Annotated in this window: 16 protein-coding genes; 11 read left to right on the top strand and 5 right to left on the bottom strand. The window is 64.3% G+C overall.

Annotation, left to right across the window (positions count from 1 at the left end):
• Positions 1-990: lipopolysaccharide biosynthesis protein (locus EOA29_RS07410; RefSeq protein ID WP_145969634.1), on the bottom strand; the 990-nt coding region annotated here is incomplete at its 3' end.
• Between the two features lie 198 nt (positions 991-1,188).
• On the opposite strand from EOA29_RS07410, the gene EOA29_RS07415 reads away from it, so the two are divergent.
• The 6 genes from EOA29_RS07415 to EOA29_RS07440 all read left to right on the top strand — a co-directional run bounded on the left by EOA29_RS07415 (position 1,189) and on the right by EOA29_RS07440 (position 8,774).
• Complete coding sequence (locus EOA29_RS07415) at positions 1,189-2,361, top strand: glycosyl transferase family 1 (RefSeq protein ID WP_126090551.1); 1,173 nt, start codon at positions 1,189-1,191, stop codon at positions 2,359-2,361.
• Between the two features lie 25 nt (positions 2,362-2,386).
• The gene (locus EOA29_RS07420; RefSeq protein ID WP_126090550.1) at positions 2,387-3,376 is read left to right on the top strand and encodes a glycosyltransferase family 2 protein; all 990 of its coding nucleotides are present in this window, start codon (positions 2,387-2,389) and stop codon (positions 3,374-3,376) included.
• Positions 3,373-4,311 (top strand): glycosyltransferase family 2 protein, encoded by a 939-nt coding sequence (locus EOA29_RS07425; RefSeq protein WP_126090549.1) that lies wholly within the window; start codon positions 3,373-3,375, stop codon positions 4,309-4,311. The genes EOA29_RS07420 and EOA29_RS07425 overlap by 4 nt, the downstream gene beginning before the upstream one ends.
• Entirely contained in the window at positions 4,301-5,251 is a 951-nt protein-coding gene (locus EOA29_RS07430) for a glycosyltransferase family 2 protein (protein ID WP_245464824.1), read from the top strand. Before EOA29_RS07425 ends, EOA29_RS07430 begins: the two co-directional genes overlap by 11 nt.
• A gap of 74 nt (positions 5,252-5,325) precedes the next feature.
• Complete coding sequence (gene galU / locus EOA29_RS07435) at positions 5,326-6,222, top strand: UTP--glucose-1-phosphate uridylyltransferase GalU (RefSeq protein WP_126090547.1); 897 nt, start codon at positions 5,326-5,328, stop codon at positions 6,220-6,222.
• A gap of 167 nt (positions 6,223-6,389) precedes the next feature.
• Positions 6,390-8,774: a polysaccharide biosynthesis tyrosine autokinase gene (locus EOA29_RS07440; RefSeq protein ID WP_126090546.1), complete on the top strand. Its 2,385-nt coding sequence runs from the start codon at positions 6,390-6,392 to the stop codon at positions 8,772-8,774.
• Here EOA29_RS07440 and EOA29_RS07445 read toward each other — a convergent pair.
• A complete protein-coding gene (locus tag EOA29_RS07445; protein WP_126090545.1) occupies positions 8,771-9,703 on the bottom strand; it encodes a LysR family transcriptional regulator in 933 nt (310 codons plus the stop codon). The two genes, EOA29_RS07440 and EOA29_RS07445, sit on opposite strands and share 4 nt — an antisense overlap.
• Before the next feature lie 152 nt (positions 9,704-9,855).
• Here EOA29_RS07445 and EOA29_RS07450 point away from each other — a divergent pair, with 152 nt between their 5' ends.
• Positions 9,856-10,845 carry an NmrA/HSCARG family protein gene (locus EOA29_RS07450; protein ID WP_127220670.1) on the top strand — a complete coding sequence of 330 codons (990 nt, stop codon included), beginning with the start codon at positions 9,856-9,858 and terminating at the stop codon, positions 10,843-10,845.
• A gap of 100 nt (positions 10,846-10,945) precedes the next feature.
• On the opposite strand, the gene EOA29_RS07455 is transcribed toward EOA29_RS07450, so the two are convergent.
• The gene (locus EOA29_RS07455) at positions 10,946-11,653 is read right to left on the bottom strand and encodes a metallophosphoesterase family protein (protein ID WP_348627540.1); all 708 of its coding nucleotides are present in this window, start codon (positions 11,651-11,653) and stop codon (positions 10,946-10,948) included.
• 175 nt (positions 11,654-11,828) lie between these two features.
• Positions 11,829-12,908: an acyltransferase gene (locus EOA29_RS07460; RefSeq protein WP_126090542.1), complete on the bottom strand. Its 1,080-nt coding sequence runs from the start codon at positions 12,906-12,908 to the stop codon at positions 11,829-11,831.
• Positions 12,909-12,994: 86 nt separating this feature from the next.
• Here EOA29_RS07460 and EOA29_RS41255 point away from each other — a divergent pair, with 86 nt between their 5' ends.
• Complete coding sequence (locus EOA29_RS41255) at positions 12,995-13,159, top strand: hypothetical protein (protein WP_189350409.1); 165 nt, start codon at positions 12,995-12,997, stop codon at positions 13,157-13,159.
• Here the strand turns inward: EOA29_RS41255 and EOA29_RS07465 are convergent.
• Positions 13,156-15,063, bottom strand: a complete 1,908-nt coding sequence (locus tag EOA29_RS07465; protein ID WP_126090541.1) for a propionyl-CoA synthetase — start codon at positions 15,061-15,063, stop codon at positions 13,156-13,158. The two genes, EOA29_RS41255 and EOA29_RS07465, sit on opposite strands and share 4 nt — an antisense overlap.
• A gap of 411 nt (positions 15,064-15,474) precedes the next feature.
• Between EOA29_RS07465 and EOA29_RS07470 the strand changes: the two genes are divergently transcribed.
• From EOA29_RS07470 to EOA29_RS07480, 3 genes are read left to right on the top strand one after another with little or no spacing between them, the layout of a single operon-like run.
• The gene (locus EOA29_RS07470; protein ID WP_189350407.1) at positions 15,475-15,762 is read left to right on the top strand and encodes a PqqD family protein; all 288 of its coding nucleotides are present in this window, start codon (positions 15,475-15,477) and stop codon (positions 15,760-15,762) included.
• A complete protein-coding gene (locus EOA29_RS07475; protein ID WP_126090540.1) occupies positions 15,762-16,196 on the top strand; it encodes a lasso peptide biosynthesis B2 protein in 435 nt (144 codons plus the stop codon). Before EOA29_RS07470 ends, EOA29_RS07475 begins: the two co-directional genes overlap by 1 nt.
• A 5-nt stretch (positions 16,197-16,201) precedes the next feature.
• Positions 16,202-17,182: a serine kinase gene (locus EOA29_RS07480; protein ID WP_126090539.1), complete on the top strand. Its 981-nt coding sequence runs from the start codon at positions 16,202-16,204 to the stop codon at positions 17,180-17,182.
• The last annotated feature ends 161 nt before the right edge of the window (positions 17,183-17,343 follow it).

Genomic DNA, 17,343 nt, shown 5'->3' on the forward strand with positions numbered 1-17,343 from the left:
CTCCCGCCACTGCTGGCCGAGCACGAAGGGAATGAGCGTGTCGGACATGGCGGTGGCGAAGGCCACACCTGGCAGCGCCACCAGAAGGATCAGCGGCATGACGCGCAGGTAGGCGCTGCGGTAGCGGTCGGGCTCGTCCTTCAGCCGCGAAAGCGCGGGAACCATCACCTTCGACAGCGGATTGGTGATCTGGCTGAGCGGGAAGAGCAGCAGCTTGTAGGCGCGGTCGTAGAGGCCGAGCTGCGCCTCGCCCCAATATTTGCCGATGAGCACGTTGTCGAGGTTGCGGGCGAAGAAATTGGCGAAGTTGAAGCCGGTGATGCCGGCGCCGAAATGGATCAGCTGGCCGATGCCCTCGACCTTGCGCGGCAGCCCGGGACGCCAGCGCGAGGACACCCAATAGCAGATCGTCGGCAGCACGGCGCCGGTCAGCGTGCCGGCGAAAAGCGCCCAGTAGGAGCGGTCGATGAAGGTCCAGGCGATCGAAACGACAAGTCCGGAAACGGCGCTGGCGACATCGATGATGGCAAGCCTGGTGAACTCCATGCGCCGCGTCATCAGCGCCAGATGCTGGGCGCCAAGGCCGTAGGCCATGATCTGCAGACCGAACGCGGCGACCAGCCCCGTAACGCGCGGCTCGCCGTAGAAGGCGGCAACCAAGGGGGCCGCCCCGGCCAGCACGCAGGCCAGCACCGCGCTCACTGCCGTGTTGATCCAGAAGAGGTAGTTGACCTCCTCGTGCCGGATGCCGGTTTTCTGGATCGTCGCCTGGGTCAGGCCGAAATCCTGGAACAGCGCGATGAAGGCGAGCACCGGCGCGCACATCGCCACCACGCCGAAATCCTGCGGCGACAACAACCGCGACAGCACGATGACGGAGACGATCTGGGTGGCGACCCGCACGCCCTGCGCCATCGCGGTAACGACGGCGCCGCGTCCGACCGATCTGCGCAGTGAGCCCTCGGGCGGATCGAATGCACTGGTTTCCAAATTCAGGATTCCTGATTCTGCTCCGGTCCGACATCGTCGTGACCGGCGCCCGCCGCCGGGTACAAACTACCGCAAGACGTTTTTGCAGTGCAACAAAAAATGTGCGCTGTTTACCAACGCCGCACCAAAAATGTTGCGATGCAGCAAAAGCTGTACTACCTTTCCCGTGGGTGGCGGGCCCAACAGCGGTCGAGTTTCATGCTGCATGTCTTGTACCTTGTGCATGACGTATCCGATCCGGCCGTGCGCCGAAGGGTCAAAATGCTCAGGGCAGGCGGCGCCGGGATTACCCTGGCGGGCTTCCGTCGCACCAACAGTCCGATCGCCGAGATCGAAGGCATCGAGCCGGTCGACCTCGGTCCGACGCGCGATGGCCGATTCGCGCAGCGCATCGGCGCGGTGGCCAGGGCCGCTGTAACGATCGGCGCCAAGCTCAGCGCCGTGGCGCGACCCGATCTGATCATCGCGCGCAACCTCGAAATGCTGGCGCTTGCCCGCCGCGCGAACCAGGCCTTCGGCGCCGGCGTGCCGATCGTCTACGAATGCCTGGACATCCATCGGCTGGTGTTGCGCAACGACCTGATCGGCAAGACGCTGCGTGGAGTCGAACGCCATCTCGCCCGCGACGTGAAGCTGCTGGTGACCAGTTCTCCCGCCTTCATCGCCAACTATTTCAAACCATTCGGGCAAATCGCCGCACCGGTCGAGCTGATCGAGAACAAGTATTTCGACACCATGCCGGTGCCGGCGGACAATCTGCCTGAGAGCGACCCCCCGATGGCGCCGCCCTGGCGCATCGGCTGGTTCGGCGCGCTCAGATGCCGGCGCTCGCTGGAGCTGCTGGCCGAATTCACCCGCCGGCAAAACGGACGCTTCGAGGTGGTGCTCAGGGGCCGTCCGGCGCTGTCCGAATTCCCGGATTTTCATGCCTTCGTCGAAGCCGAGCCTTGGCTTTCCTTTCGAGGTCCCTACCGCAATCCGGAGGACATGGCGGCGATCTACCGGGAGGCGCATTTCTCGTGGGCGATCGATTTCTTCGAGCAAGGCCAGAATTCCGAATGGCTGCTTCCCAACCGCCTTTACGAAGGCTGCCGCTTCGGCGCCGTGCCGATTTCGATGGCGAGCACCGAAACAGGCCGCTTCCTCAAGCAGCAGGACATCGGCGTGCTTTTGTCGGAAGCCACGCCCGAGGGACTCGAGACCGCGCTCGGCCGGATGAGCCAGGAGCGTTACGGCAAGCTGAAGTCGCAGGTGATGACCCGCAATCCGAGGACCTGGAGCTACGACCGCAGCGATTGCCTGGCCTTTGTCGACAAGCTGCGCGGCCTGGCCGCCATCGACGGAACCTTCGCGGCCGAGGCGCTGGCATAGGATGGCCGAGAATGGACAAACGCCGATGACGCAGACCACGGCATCGAGCCTGATCGTCGTTCCGTGCCTCAACGAGGCCGCCCATATCGGTGCGCTGCTCGGGCACTTGCGGCCGGCTGCCGCAAGGCTGGGCGCGCGCATTGTCGTCGCCGACGGCGGCAGCACCGACGGCACGCAAGGCATTGTCGAAAAGGTCGCCGCCGAGGACCCTCGGGTCGTTCTGCTCGCCAATCCGAAGCGGATCCAGAGTGCCGCCATCAACCTGGCGGTGGCGACGTTCGGCGACACTGCCGACTATCTCATCCGCATCGACGCGCATGGCGGCTATCCCGTCGATTATTGCGACAGGCTGATCGAGGAAGCGCTTGCCACCGGCGCAGATTCGGTCGTCGTCTCGATGCTGACCAGCGGCACCGGCGCGATGCAGAAGGCTGCGGCCGCGGCGCAGAATTCCAAGCTCGGCACTGGCGGCTCGAAGCATCGCCACATGTCGGCCGGCGAGTGGGTCGACCACGGTCACCACGCGCTCATACGCATCGCCGCCTTCAGGGCGGTCGGCGGCTATGACGAGAGCTTCAGTCACAACGAGGACGCCGAGCTCGACTATCGGCTGCGCCAGGCCGGCTACCGCATCTGGATGAGCGGCAGCACCCACATGGTCTATTATCCGCGTTCCACGTTGAAGAGCCTCTATTTCCAGTACCTGGGCTATGGCCGCGGCCGCGCCAAGAACGTGTTGAAGCACCGCATGGTGCCGAAGGTGCGGCAGATGATCCCGCTGCTGGTCGCGCCCGTCGTCCTCCTGGCGCTCTTTTCCTTCGTCTCCTGGCTGGCGGCCGTGCCTTTCCTGCTTTGGGCGGCCGTGTGCCTCGGCTACGGCCTGGTCACCGCCATCCGCCAGCGCAATCCGGGCATAGCGCTGGCCGGCGTTTCGGCGATGGTCATGCATTTCGGCTGGTCCGTGGGCTTTTGGCAGCAGCTCCTGACGCCTCGATCGCAGCGGAAGGTGGCATGATGGCCGGCCGTTCCATCGACATCTGCATCTGCACCTTCCGCCGGCCGGAGCTTGCCGACACGCTGCGCTCCATTGCCGCGCTGGAGAAGCCGATCGGCTTCGAGATCGGCATCGTCGTTGCCGATAATGACGATGAGCCGAGCGCGCAGTCGCTGGTGAAGGCCTTGGCGCAGGAGCTGAAGCTGCCGATCCGCTATCGCCACGCGCCGGCGCGCAACATCTCGATCGCCCGCAACGCCTGCCTCGATGCCAGCGTGTCGGACTTCGTGGCCTTCATCGACGACGACGAGACGGCTTCGCCGGATTGGCTCGTCGAACTTGTCGCAACCGCGGAGGCGACCGGCGCGACGGCCGTGCTCGGACCGGTTCGCGCAAGCTATCGTCCGGATGCGCCGGACTGGATGCGCAAGGGCGATTTCCATTCGACACTTCCCGTCTGGGTGCGCGGCGAGATCCGCACCGGCTACACCTGCAACGTCCTGCTCAGCATGGCCGAGGAGAGCCTGCGCAGTCGGCGCTTCAGCCTGGCGCGCGGCCAGACCGGCGGCGAGGACACCGAGTTCTTCGATCATATGGCCAAGGCTGGCGGGCGCATCGCCTTTGCCCCGAAGGCCTTTGTCGACGAGGTGGTGCCGCGTTCCAGGGCGGCCTTCGACTGGCTGCGCCGCCGCCGCTTCCGCTTCGGACAGACGCATGGCCACCTCATCGGACGCAACGCCGGCGGCGTGCGCCGCATCGGTCAGGTCGGCCTCGCTTCCACCAAGGCGGCCTATTGCTTCGGCATGGCGCTGTTGACGGCGGTGAGCCCTGTGCGACGGAACCGCAGCGTGCTGCGCGGCATTATGCATGTCGGCGTCGTCAGCGGTTTGGTCGGCGTTCGCGAAATCCGCCAATACGGCCTCACACCGCAGGAAGGGGACAAGCGTGCAGCCTGACGTCAGCTTCGTCATCGCCGCTTACAACGCCGAGGCGACCCTGGACCGTGCGATCGCCGGCGCGATGGCGCAGCGCGATGTCTCCGTCGAGATCATCGTCGTCGACGACCGCTCGAGCGACCGCACGCTCGATGTCGCGCGCGCCTATCCCGAAGACGTCGTGAAGGTTGTCGCGCTGCCGGCCAACCGGGGCCCTGGCGGCGCCAGGAATGCCGGGCTCGATCGGGCCATCGGCCGCTGGGTGGCGGTGCTCGATTCCGACGACGCCGTCCTTCCCGGCAGGCTGGCGGCAATGATCGCGCGGGCGGAAAAGGCGGGAGCCGAGATCGCGGTCGACAACGTCCAGGTCGTGCGCGAGGACGGCACGCCCGACGACATCATGTTCCCGACCGCCTATCTCGAGGCGCTCCGCGAGATATCGCTTGCCGACTACATCGCCGGCAACGTGGTCTTCGAGTCGCGCTTCAACCTCGGCTATCTGAAGCCGATCTTCCAGCGCCGTTTCCTGGACGAAAACCAGCTTCGCTACGACGAGAAGCTGCGCATCGGCGAGGACTACATTCTTTTGGCGAGCGCCCTGGCCAGCGGCGGCCGCTGCGTGGTCGAGCCGACCACCGGTTATGTCTACCACATCCGCACCGGCTCGATCTCACGCGTGCTCGAACTGCATCATGTCGAGGCGATGGCCGAAGCCGATGCCGCCTTCGCCGCGGCGCACTTCATGGATGACAGCGCAAGAATGGCCTTCGCAAGGCGCGGCCGCAGCCTGCGCAAGGCGTCGTCGTTCCTGTCATTGGTCCAGCACATCAAGGCGCGTGCGCCGCTCAAGGCGATACGCACTGCGCTCAGCGATCCGGCCGCGGTCAGGCATATGTCGATGCCGATCGCGGTTCGGCTGAGAAGGGTTGCGGCACAGTTTGCCGTGGGGACGGGGAGGTAAGCATGCGGGCGGATGGAATAAGTTTTCATAGCCGGCGATAGGTTTGAAATCGATCTCCTCAGAAGGAATAAGCGATGCAGAAAGTCAGGAAGGCAGTCATACCGGTGGCGGGGCTCGGAACGCGGTTCCTGCCGGCGACCAAGTCAATGCCGAAGGAAATGCTGCCCGTCGTCGACAAGCCTGTCGTGCAATATGCCGTGGACGAGGCGTTCGAGGCCGGCATCGAGCACATCGTCTTCGTCACCGGCCGCAACAAGGCGGTCATCGAGGATTATTTCGACCTCCATCCTGAACTGATCGGAACGCTCGAGCAGACCGGCAAGAAGGCGCAGCTCCAGTCGCTGGAAAGCCTGCTTCCGGTGGCCGGCGCCACCAGCTTCATCCGCCAGCAGTCGCCGCATGGCCTCGGCCATGCCGTATGGTGCGCGCGCGATGTGATCGGCAACGAGCCCTTCGCCCTGCTGCTCCCCGACATGGTGTCCTTCGGGACGCCGGGCTGCCTCGCCGAAACCGTCGACCTCTATCAGCGGACCGGCGGCAACGTCATCGCCGTCGAGCGTTGCGATCCTTCGGAAACCGGCAAATACGGCATCGTCGGCCGCGGCGCCGAGGTGGCCTCAGGCTTCGAAGTGACCGCCATGGTCGAGAAGCCGGCCCCCGCCAAAGCGCCGTCGAACTTCTACATCAACGGCCGCTACATCCTGCAGCCTGAGATATTCGCCCTGCTCGGCACCCAGCAGCGCGGCGCCGGCAACGAAATCCAGCTCACCGACGCCATGGTTCGCCTGGCCGAGAGCCAGCCGTTCTACGCCCAGCCCTTCAACGGCCGCATGTTCGACTGCGGCTCAAAGGAAGGCTTCATCGAGGCCACCATCGCCTTTGCTCTGGCGCGCGACGACATGAAAGGACCAGTCTTCGAAATGCTGCAGCAATTCGTCCGGTCGCACGAGCGCCGGGAAGTAGCCGCATAATGCCCAAATTTTGGGTGCATATGCGAAATCGCGATGGCGCGACATCGCCGCAAGCGCTTGGCCTTCTTGGCCAGGCGCCCCGTGGCACGAATGTTGCGTGGTCTTTTCTGGTAACGACGCCACTCTTCGAAGGCCGGTAGCGCCTGCAACCTGGAATTGGACCGAAGATGAATTATGCCAACTTTCCTCTCGACAAGAGGATGCCATTGCCCAACGCCGAAGCGGAAAAGGGTGAAGACTTCATCGACGTCGAGCGTCTGCTTGGCATGGCGGCCCGGCAGGCCAAGGTGGTGGCGGTCTGCGCCATCATCGGCCTGTTCCTGGGCGTCATCTACCTGCAGACCACGCCCAAGCAATTCACGTCCGTCTCGAGCGTGCTGATCGACGAGGGCCTGAACAAGGTCGTGGACGACATTTCGGCGGCCAACGCCACGCAGCAGACGGACGCGACCATCCTCAGCCAGATAGAAATTCTCAACTCGGCGCGGCTGGCGTCGGTGGTCGTCGACAAGCTGAAGCTCGACCAGAACGACGAGTTCATGTATCCGCCGCAATCGGCCCTTGCCAAGGGCATCGGTTTCCTGCGCGGCGTGGTTTCCTATTTTCGCGGCGGCTCGAGCACGGATGACATCCCCGGGATCCAGAATGTCGACGCCGCGACGCGCCAGGCGATGATTACCGCCGCCCGTCACGACTATGCGGTTCTCAAGCTGCAGACCGACTTGATGGCGGATCGCGTCGGCCGCAGCAACGTCATCACCTTGGGCTATCAGTCGACGGATCCGGCCCTCGCGACGGCCATCACCAAGGCCTATGCCGAGGCCTATCTCGCCGATCAGCTCAATGCCAGCTTCGACGCCACCGAGCGCGCGGCTGTCTGGCTGCAGGGCAGGCTGACCGAGCTTCGTCAAAGCTCGCAGCAGGCCGCCATGGAGGTCGAGAGATTCAGGGCCGAGCACGGTCTGTCCGCAAACAGCGACGGCCAGTTGATCAGCGGCAAGCAGCTTTCCGATCTCAACGCCCAGCTCATCATCGCGCAGGCCGATACCGCGCGCGCCAGCGCCCGCTACCAGCAGTACAAGGCGATCGTCGACAGCGGCTCCGAGAATGCCTTCAACGATTCGGCGATCGCATCCGATCAGCCGAGCAGCTCGGTCATCATCGGACTCAAGACCCGTTATCTCGCCGTCTCCAAGCGGCTGCAGGATGTCGAGGCGAATTTCGGCAAGGACCACCCCCAGGCGGTGGCGCTCACCAAGGAAAAGGCCGATGTGTCGGCGCAGATCTTCGGGCAGTTGAAGCAGATCACCGAAAGCTATCGCAACGACTTTCAGGTGGCGCAGGCGCGCGAGGCCGAGCTCAGGCAAAAGATCACGACCGCTGCCGGCCAGAGCTCGGCCGACAACGAATCGCAGGTGAGGCTGAGGGAGCTCGACCAGCAGGCGCAGGCGCTCTCCACGCTCTACCAGACCTTCCTCGGCCGTTATCAGGAAGCCTCGCAGCAGCAGTCCTTCCCGGTCGGCAAGGTGCGCATCATCTCGGACGCGAACATGCCGCTTGCCGCGTCGAGCCCGCGCACCATCAGGGTGCTGGCGCTGTCATTGGTGCTTGGCCTCATGCTCGGCGCCGGCTTCGGCGGCCTCAATGAATTCAACGAGCGCTTCTTCCGCACCGGCGAGGACATTCGCGACCGCGTCGGCCTGAAGTTCCTCGGCTACCTGCCGACGATCGGCGGCGGCAAGGCCAAGGAGTCGAAACCGGACGACCTGCCCACCGACGGCAAGGTCACCAGCCTGTCCGCCGCCGAGAAACGGGCGCGCATGCGGGTGAGTCTCGATGCGCCGGCCTCGATGTTTGCCGAGACGCTTCGCAACGCCAAGATCGCCTTCGATGTGGTGATGGAAGACAAGGGCAGCCGCGTGATCGGCGTTGTCTCGGTCCTGCCCGGCGAAGGCAAGTCGACGGTTGCGGCAAACCTTGCCGGACTGCTCGCCGCCAACGGCGCCAGGACATTGCTGATCGATGGAGACCTGCGCAATCCCGGCCTCAGCCGCAGCCTTGGCATGGAAGCCGAGCACGGGCTGATGGAGGCGGTGGTCAACGGGCAGACCTGGCAGTCGGTCGGCAAGGTCGACCGCCAGACCAAGCTGGCGATCATCCCCGCCGTGCTGCGCGGCCAGTTTTCGCACACCAGCGAGCTTCTGGGCTCGGCCGGCATGCGCCGCTTCATCGAGAACGCCAGGGAGACCTTCGAATACGTCATCGTCGACCTGCCGCCGCTCGGGCCCGTGGTCGACGCCAAGGCCTTCGCGCCGCTGGTCGACGGTTTCGTGCTCGTCACCGAATGGGGCCGCACGCCACGCGCCATGGTGCGCTCGATGCTGGAGCAGGAGCCCTATATCGCCGACAAGATCGTCGGCGCGGTGCTCAACAAGGTCGAGCTGAAGAAGCTGGCGAAATACGGCTCGCTCGGCGGCTCTGAAAGGTTCTTCGACCGCTATTCGAGTTATTACCTGGAGAAGTCGGACGCGCGCGCCAAGCAGGCCGCCTAGTCGTGACTATCGCGCGCCTGGGGCGAGGATTGACGCGCGACAAGTGAGACAACAGCTTCACGGATCCAGCGTTGGCCGCTGTGTCCGTGATTGCGCTCATGCCAAACCATTCCCACAGCAAAGCCTTCAACGGGGAGTGGACAGTCCATCACTTCAAGCTGGTCCGCCGAGTTGCGGACCAGCCGTTCCGGGACCAGCGCCACGAAGTCCGAGTGAGACACGATCTCGGGGACAAACAGGAACGAAGCCGCAGAGAGCACCACGTTGCGCTTGTGTCCGAGAGCAGCCAAAGCGCTGTCCAACGGCGTCACGAAGCTGCCTCCGTCCAAAGATACGATCACTTGCTCTAGCTCAGCAAATTCAGCGACCGTGATTCCGTCCCGCAGCCATGGATGCTTCCGGCGGCCGATGAGCACATAGCGCTCATCGAACAGATGGCGAGTGCGAAGACTTGGCGAGGCCGCCTGCGGCGTCATGAGCGCCAAATCCACGTCGCCGCGCGCCATCTGCGCTTCCAACTGCGCCACGTCCAGATTGCGGATCGCGACGCGAACACCGGGCGCTCGCGTCCTGAGTTCCACAACGAGCGGCTTGACCACGGCCGCTTGTAGATAGTCCGTGCAAGCGATTGCGAAGGTCAGGTTGGCCTTCGCCGGATCGAAGTTCCTATGCGAAGCGACCGTGGCGCGAACTTGATCAAGGGCTTGGCGCAACGGATCGAGCAACTCCATTGCTTTGACCGTCGGCGTCATACCTCGCTGGGCAGGAATTAGCAGCGGGTCATCGAACTCGCGCCTGAGACGGTTCAGCTGGGCGCTTACCGCGGGTTGGCTCAGGTGCAGTCGGGCAGCCGCCTTCGTGACGTTCCGCTCGACCAGCAGCGTCTCCAGGGTAACCAACAGATTGAGGTCCAGGCGCTTGGTATTCACAGGACGGATAGTAGCCGAACATTTTTATAATTTCCAATATAGCTCGCGCCGGCCGAGACTCCGTGGTCAAGGCCGACACGCGGCGCGCCTGAGGCCGTGGTGGAGGTCGATCGCGGGCGGAAGCGGTTCCGCCCACAACCAGGATAACCAGCATGAGCCAAGCCGATACAAAACCTCTGATTACCGTTGTTGGTGCCTCGAGCAAGCAAGGCCGTAGCGTCGCCAATTCCTTGCTCGACAGTGGGCGCTACCGGGTACGCGCCCTGACGCGGCGCCTCGACAGCCAACCTGCGCAGGCCCTGGCGAAGAAGGGTGCCGAAGTCGTGGTGGCGCCTCTTGAGCTCGGCAGGCAGGCTGATCTGACCGAAGCAATGAAAGGCTCGGCTGGGGCGTTCTTGATGACACCGCCCATCGTCAAGGTGCCGCCGGCGGAACCCGAACTTAGCCTGGGCAAGGAGTTGGCCGATGCGGCAGTGGCCGCTGGCGTTGAGCACGTGGTGTTCAGCGGACTCGAAAATGTCGAAGCCATCACCAGCGGCACCAAGTGGGCGCCGCATTTCACGGACAAGGCAAGGGTAGAGGACTATATTCGCGGCTTGCCCGTCCGTAGTTCGTTTGTCTATCTGGCGTTTTACTACACAAACTTCCTGGAATACTACGTGCCGCGGGGCGGGGAGGACGGCATAACGTTTGCCATATACTTGCCGCCGGATATCCCCATGCCGTTCTGTGATCCGCTGACCGCGGCCGGCCCGCCGGTGCGCGAGATCTTCGACCACCCGGCGCGATACGCTGGCGAGGTTCTGCCTGTGATCGGCGAGTTTATCTCGGCGCAACAAATGGTGGACACGTTTGTGCGGGTCGCCGGAAAGCGCGCGCATTATGCGTCTGCCTATTCGCGTGAAGACCTGTTACGCCATTTTCCGGGTTTCGCCGACAATGAGCATCTCGTACGCGAGTTGGTGGGTATGGTCGAATACGCCGTCGAATATGGCTACTACGCCCCTGAGCGCGATCTGACCTGGAGTCGGAAAATCGATCCGGATGCCGTGACTTGGGAACAGTTCCTCAAGCGCAGCAAATGGCAGGGCGACTTGCTGTCCTTTGGCGCCGCTCCAGATGCCGAGCTTGCGCCGACCTGAGAGCGGTGAAACTGTGCTTGCGCCATGACGGCGTTGCCGAGCGTTTCGTCTTCCGGAGTGAATACTCGGATCGGTCCGAACTACTCTAAGGGACTCTCCCTCAGTCCTTGCTCGACAGCATCCGGCCATATTTGCCGACGATCCTGACCGCCGTGAGCCGTCCGGTCTGGAAGGCGCCGGTGTCGATGTCGAGCCGGCGGCCGTCGAGTTTCGGAACGTCCACGATGGTATGTCCATGCACCACCCACCGGTCGAGGCGATGCACGGCGCGGAAGAACTCCTCGCGGATATTGAGCAGGTCGGCCTCGTCCTGCGCTTCGAGCGCGATGCCGGGCCGGATACCGGCATGGACGAAGACGAAGTTGTCCGAACAGATCATCACCGGCAGCGTGCGCATGAAAGCGACGTGGGCGGCCGGAATGGCCGATCGGATGCGGGCGTCCACCTCATCGCTTGAACCGTAGAGGGCTGCCAGCCGCTCCGGGTCGACGCCGTAGGAGAACAGCGTCTCCCGTCCGCCGACGCGGAGCCACGGCTCCCGCGACAGATAGCCGTCGAGATAGGCGAGCATCGCCACCTCGTGGTTCCCGGCCAGTGAGACGCGCAGGAAGCCTTTCGGCGGCGGCGCCATGAGATGTTCGATCACGCGGCGCGACTGCGGCCCGCGGTCGACATAGTCGCCGAGCATGATGATGATCTTGCGGCCGCGGAACTGCTGCGCGTCGAGCTGGATCTTCTGCTCCAGCGCGCGCAGCTCGTCGTGGCAGCCATGCACATCGCCAATCGCGTAGACGACGGTATCCCGCATATCCATCACCAGCCGTTCGCGCGGCAAGGGTCGGGGTCGTCTCGATCGCTGGAACAGGCTCACGGGTTGAGGCTCGGGTACTCGCACTGGAATGCGCCTCGATATCACGCCGAATGCAAACAATTCCACACCGACGGCAACGCACCGCCGCTGCGGGAGCTGGCGATGTTTTGTCTCAGGCGGCCCTGAGCCGGTAGCGGAAAAGCGTGTGGTCGAGCAGAAGCCGGACGCGGGGCTCGGCCTCGGCCGCCACCAGCCAGCTTGCGGCGATCATGACTGCTCCGACGACCGGGATCGAGACGAGGTAGGGCACGCCTGCCCGGATCAGGGCGCCGAGCATCGCCGCGCCGACCACATCGTGGAGGAGGTAAAGTGGATAGGTCATCAGCCCGATCCGGCGCCAGCCGCGCCAGGAAAGATCGAGCCTGAGCGACCATGCCATCAGCGCAATCGCCGCGAGGAAAACGATGATCGGCGGCGCGTAAGGCATCGCGGCTTCCACCTTGACGCTGTGCACGTCGACGGAGCTGACGATCTGCAGCACGCCACCGACGAGGAACAGGGCAGTGAAGCCGAGGCGCGGGGCGGTCACCGCCTTGAAGCGCATCAGCCAGAGCAGCACGCCGACGGCGAAGAAAGCGCCGTGGTGCACCAGGGTAAGCTGCAGCCAGCGCGTCTCCGCGAGATCGGTCCAGCCGAAGGCGAAATAGAGGCACCAGAACAGCGTGCTGGCCAGCCCGATGATGATGGCGGCCGCTTCCATCAGGTCGAAGCGGCCGAGCCGCAGCAGGATCCAGACGATGGCATAGAAGGCGATCTCGATGCCGAGCGTCCAGTAGACGCTGTCCACCCATGGCTCGAAGGGCACGAACAGGGCGGTGCGGGCAAGCCGCACCACCGCGTCCGTCGGCCAGGAAAGGCCGACCATGAGCAGCACCGCGGTCGAGATCGGCGCGCAGACCCAGACCGCCGGCGCCAGCCGCCTGACGCGTGCCTCGAAGAACTTGAGTGGCGTCGAATTCTCCGCGCTGAAGGCGATGACGAAGCCGCTGATGACGAAGAACACCTGCACGCCGACCCAGCCGGAGCCGACGAAGGCCATCTCGGGGTGGGCCGGGATGCCGCCGGTGGCGCGTGCCGAGACACCGCCCGGAAACGCCCATACCCAGAAGCCATAGTGATAGAACATCACCATGACGGCGGCCAGGAAACGCAATATGTCGACGCCGCCGAATGTTGTCTTGTGCTGAGCCATGCCGTGCCTTCGGAATGGCCCCCCAGACGAACTTTAGGGGCTGTTGCTGCATTGCACAACAGGCGATTGCGCTGCGGGACGAATTCGTGACAGCGCTGCTCGCGGGCGCCGGCGAACCGGCCTGGATCGGTTCACCGTTTCGCCGAAACGGCAAACCGCTCAACCTCTTTGTTTTGACGCAATTCCGGACGGAAGGCTACGGCGAAGTCGCCGAGCCCAACCGTTTCACACTTTTCCTGGAATTGCTCTAGATCCCGATGCCGCGTCCGTTGAGCGCCGCCGTGATCTCATCGAGGATTGCAGGATCGTCGATGGTCGCCGGCATGGCCCATTCCTCCTTGTCGGCGATCTTCTGCATCGTGCCGCGCAAGATCTTGCCGGAGCGCGTCTTCGGCAGCCGTTTGATCGTCACGACGGTCTTCAAGGCGGCGACCGGACCGATCCGGTCACGCACCAGGCCTACCACCTCGCTTTCGATGGCGCCGGTGTCGCGCGACACCCCGGCATTGAGCACGACGAAGCCGAGCGGCACCTGACCTTTCATCGCATCGGCGATGCCGATGACGGCGCATTCTGCGACATCCGGATGCGCGGCCAGCACCTCCTCCATCGCGCCGGTCGAAAGCCGGTGGCCGGCGACGTTGATGATGTCGTCGGTGCGGGCCATGACATAGAGATAACCGTCTTCGTCCACCATGCCGGCGTCGGCAGTCTTGTAGAAACCGGGGAACTCCTCGAGATAGGCCTGACGGAAGCGGGCGTCGGCATTCCAGAGCGTCGGCAGGCAGCCTGCCGGCAGCGGCAGCTTGACCACGACGTTGCCGAGCGTGCCGCGCGCCACCTCATGGCCGGCGTCGTCGAGGATGCGGACGTCGTAGCCGGGCATCGGCACGCCGGGCGAGCCGTACTTCACCGGCAGAAGCCCGAGCCCGGCCGGGTTGATCGTCATCGGCGAGCCGGTCTCGGTCTGCCACCAATGGTCGACGACCGGACGGTCGAGCTTCTGCTCCGCCCATTTGATGGTTTCCGGATCGGCGCGTTCGCCGGCGAGGAACAGGGTGCGGAATTTCGACAGGTCGTATTTCGACACGAACTCGCCCCTGGGATCCTGTCCCTTGATGGCGCGAAAAGCTGTCGGCGCCGTGAACAGCGCCACCACGCCATGCTCCGAGATCACCCGCCAGTAGGTGCCGGCGTCCGGCGTGCCGATCGGCTTGCCTTCGAACAGCACGCTGGTGCAGCCATGCAGCAGCGGTCCGTAGACGATGTAGGAATGGCCGACCACCCAGCCGACGTCGGAAGCGGCCCAGAACACTTCGCCGGGCTTGACGCCGAACTCGGCGTCCATCGTCCATTTCAGCGCGACCATGTGGCCGCCATTGTCGCGCACGATGCCCTTCGGCTGTCCGGTCGTGCCGGAGGTGTAGATGATGTAGAGCGGGTCGGTGGCTAAAACCGGCACGCAGTCGACATTGGCGCCGGCCGCGCGCTCGCGGGCGACCGCATCGGCATAGTCGATGTCGTAATTGTCCTTCATCTCGCAGCGCAACTGCTCGCGCTGCAGGATCAGGCAGGCGTCGGGCTTGTGCTTAGACATCTCGATCGCCTTGTCGAGCAGGGGCTTGTAGGCGACCACGCGTCCAGGCTCTAGGCCGCAGGATGCCGAGATGATCAGCTTCGGCTTGGCGTCGTCGATGCGGGTGGCGAGCTCGTGTGAGGCGAAGCCGCCGAAGACCACCGAATGCACGGCGCCGATGCGGGAACAGGCGAGCATGGCGAAGGCGGCCTCCGCCACCATCGGCATGTAGATGATGACGCGGTCGCCTTTGCCGACGCCGCGGTTCTTGAGCACGGAGGCCAGCGCAACCACTTCGCGCTTCAATTCGGCATAGGTGAATTTCCGCACCGTGCCGGTGATCGGGCTGTCATGGATCAGCGCCAACTGGTCGGCGCGCCCGCCCGCCACGTGGCGGTCGATGGCGTTGAAGCAGGTGTTGCAGGTGGCGCCGACGAACCAGCGGCCATAGACGCCTGATGCGGGATCGAAGACGTTTTCGGCCGGTGAATACCAGTCGATCGCCTTGGCCGCCTCGGCCCAGAACCCTACGGGGTCGCGTTTCCAGCCCGCATAGACTTCGTGGTAGCGTGAGGCCATCGACTTTTCCTCCCCAGGAAACATTGCGTCGTCTGGCAATAGCCTAATCGGCTTTTGCCGGCCATGTCTTCTTGCATTTTCGTCGATTGTCGCCGGCAAATTTCTGCGGACGGCGCTTCCGGTTGAGCGCCGTTCCGGCGTCCCGACTTGAAGTCGGCTTACAGCGGCAGTGTCGCGAGCATCAGCCCCACGCCGCCGGCGATCAAAATAGCGGCCGCCAACGCTTTCCGATGGCGCTCGAAAGCCGTCGGAGCCCGATCCCAATTGTAACGCATACTGTTCACTCCCCGAAAACCCCGGGCGGTTTCTAGCTTACCTTGGGGCAAGAAGGCAACACCGGGCCTGACATCAGGCAATGGACAGCGCCACGGTGCCGCGCTAATTGCTCTCGGGGCAAAAGGGAGCGGGCGCATGATTGAAATCGCCTCTGAAACAGTTCTGCGGATGGCGGAGGACGCCTCCGTGCAGCATGTCGGCGACGGCGCCGTCGTGCTTCTGGCGCGCAGCGGCCAGCTCTACACCTGCAACGGCACGACCGAGGCCTTCCTCGACAAGGTCGACGGCGCCCGCAACCTCGATCAGATCGTCGACCTCTTGTCGGACGAATTCGAGATCGACAAGGCGACGCTCGACGAGGACATGGCGGCGCTCGCCGCCGAACTGGTGGCGGAAGGCATCCTCGCCGACCCGGGCGCGTGATGGCCGACGGACCGTTCCTGCGCGCGCTGTTCCGCACCCATTTGTGGCTCAGCGCCCGGCTGATGCCGGTGCTGATTGGCCAGCGCGACTTCGAGAGCGTGCTGAAATGGGCGCCGCTCGACGCGCCCGCGCCCTACCGGGGCTTGCCTTCGGCCTACATCGTCACCCGCGTCAATCGCACGGTCAGGCACCCCTGGCTGATGCGCGACCGCAGGTGCCTGCGGGAAGGGTTGCTCGGTTTCCGCTTCCTGCGCATGGCCGGTTTCGATCCTGAGCTGCGCTTCGGCGTCGATTCGAAATCGATGCATGCGCCGCGCCTGTCGGCGCATTGCTGGGTGTGCCTCGACGGTAAGCCGGTGGTCAGCGACAGCCTGCCCGGCATGGTTGAGATCTATCGTCACCATGCCGACGCTGCCGGGGCGCGCGCTGCTTGAGTAGCATGGCAACCACCTTCTGCTATGACCTCAACGGCCAGATCATCAGCATATCCGCGTCGCGCGCCGAGCTCTGGCCAAGCTTCGACCTGATGCTCGGCACCTTGCGCGTCAGCGACCCCGTCGAACCCGGCTTTCGCATCAATATCGTCGAAACGTCGGCACTGCCGGAAAACCCTCAAGGGAAGCTCGCTTTCGAAGGCGAGGTGCCGCTGGACGGCCATTGCCGGCTGATCGACGGTGGCGACATCGTTCACCTGATCTTCCCTGCTCTTCAGATGGCCTCGGTCCATGCCGACGAAGGCTGGGCTGAAATCCGTGTGCATCCCGACAGCAAGGTCAAATGGACATTGCTGATGATGGTGCTGGATGCCGCGCTCGATGCGGGCGGACAGCACATGCTCCACACCGCCGGCCTCACCCTGCCGGACCGCGACGGCCTGGTTCTCATCCATGCCCCGAGCGGCACCGGCAAGTCGACGACATCGCTGGCGCTGGCATCGCAAGGCTTCGGCCTTTGCTCGGACGATGTCATGATATTGCGGGCGGCATCGGATGGCATCACGGCCTGGGGCATGCCGCGCAAAGTGAAGGTCCATCGCAACACCGCGGCTATGCTGCCGTTCGTTGCTCCCTGTCTAGGCGACAGATGGGACGCCGAAGGCGAGCAGGCGGTCCCGCTGGAGCGTCTTGCCGAAATCATCCGCATCGAGGACACGACCGCGAGACCGGTCTCGGCGCTCCTTCATCTTGCGCGTTCGGCCAATGCCGAAACCCGGCTCATGCCCATGGCCAGGACCGATGCGATGGTGGCTTTGGCCACCGACAATGTCAGGACCGGCATGACCGGTCTGTTGGCGATGCAGAAACGGCGCATGGCGATGATCGCGGCGCTGGTCAAGGCGGTCCCGACCTTTACCTTGGAGGTCGGCGCGAGCCCGGCGGATGCAGCGGCGCTGATCCGCGCCGCGTTGGGCCGGGCTTAGTTCCGCATGCTTGGCGATTAGCGGAAACGCCCGTCATTGCGGTGACTTCAGAGCGCTGTGCAGAAAATCCGAAACGCTGGCGGGACAGTACCCCCTCTGTCCTACCGGACATCTCCCCCGCAAGGGGGGAGATCGGACGTCACTGCCGCTTTCGTCAATCT

Source organism: Mesorhizobium sp. M1E.F.Ca.ET.063.01.1.1, from assembly GCF_003998155.1.
Lineage (GTDB): Bacteria > Pseudomonadota > Alphaproteobacteria > Rhizobiales > Rhizobiaceae > Mesorhizobium.

Coding starts and splice junctions, on each gene's coding strand:
- EOA29_RS07480 (WP_126090539.1), top strand. CDS start 16,202: ATGGCAACCACCTTCTGCTATGACCTCAACGGCCAGATCATCAGCATA.
- EOA29_RS07415 (WP_126090551.1), top strand. CDS start 1,189: ATGCTGCATGTCTTGTACCTTGTGCATGACGTATCCGATCCGGCCGTG.
- EOA29_RS07450 (WP_127220670.1), top strand. CDS start 9,856: ATGAGCCAAGCCGATACAAAACCTCTGATTACCGTTGTTGGTGCCTCG.
- EOA29_RS07425 (WP_126090549.1), top strand. CDS start 3,373: ATGATGGCCGGCCGTTCCATCGACATCTGCATCTGCACCTTCCGCCGG.
- EOA29_RS07465 (WP_126090541.1), bottom strand. CDS start 15,063: ATGGCCTCACGCTACCACGAAGTCTATGCGGGCTGGAAACGCGACCCC.
- EOA29_RS07455 (WP_348627540.1), bottom strand. CDS start 11,653: ATGCGGGATACCGTCGTCTACGCGATTGGCGATGTGCATGGCTGCCAC.
- EOA29_RS07440 (WP_126090546.1), top strand. CDS start 6,390: ATGAATTATGCCAACTTTCCTCTCGACAAGAGGATGCCATTGCCCAAC.
- EOA29_RS07460 (WP_126090542.1), bottom strand. CDS start 12,908: ATGGCTCAGCACAAGACAACATTCGGCGGCGTCGACATATTGCGTTTC.
- EOA29_RS07475 (WP_126090540.1), top strand. CDS start 15,762: ATGGCCGACGGACCGTTCCTGCGCGCGCTGTTCCGCACCCATTTGTGG.
- EOA29_RS07420 (WP_126090550.1), top strand. CDS start 2,387: ATGACGCAGACCACGGCATCGAGCCTGATCGTCGTTCCGTGCCTCAAC.
- galU (WP_126090547.1), top strand. CDS start 5,326: ATGCAGAAAGTCAGGAAGGCAGTCATACCGGTGGCGGGGCTCGGAACG.
- EOA29_RS07470 (WP_189350407.1), top strand. CDS start 15,475: ATGATTGAAATCGCCTCTGAAACAGTTCTGCGGATGGCGGAGGACGCC.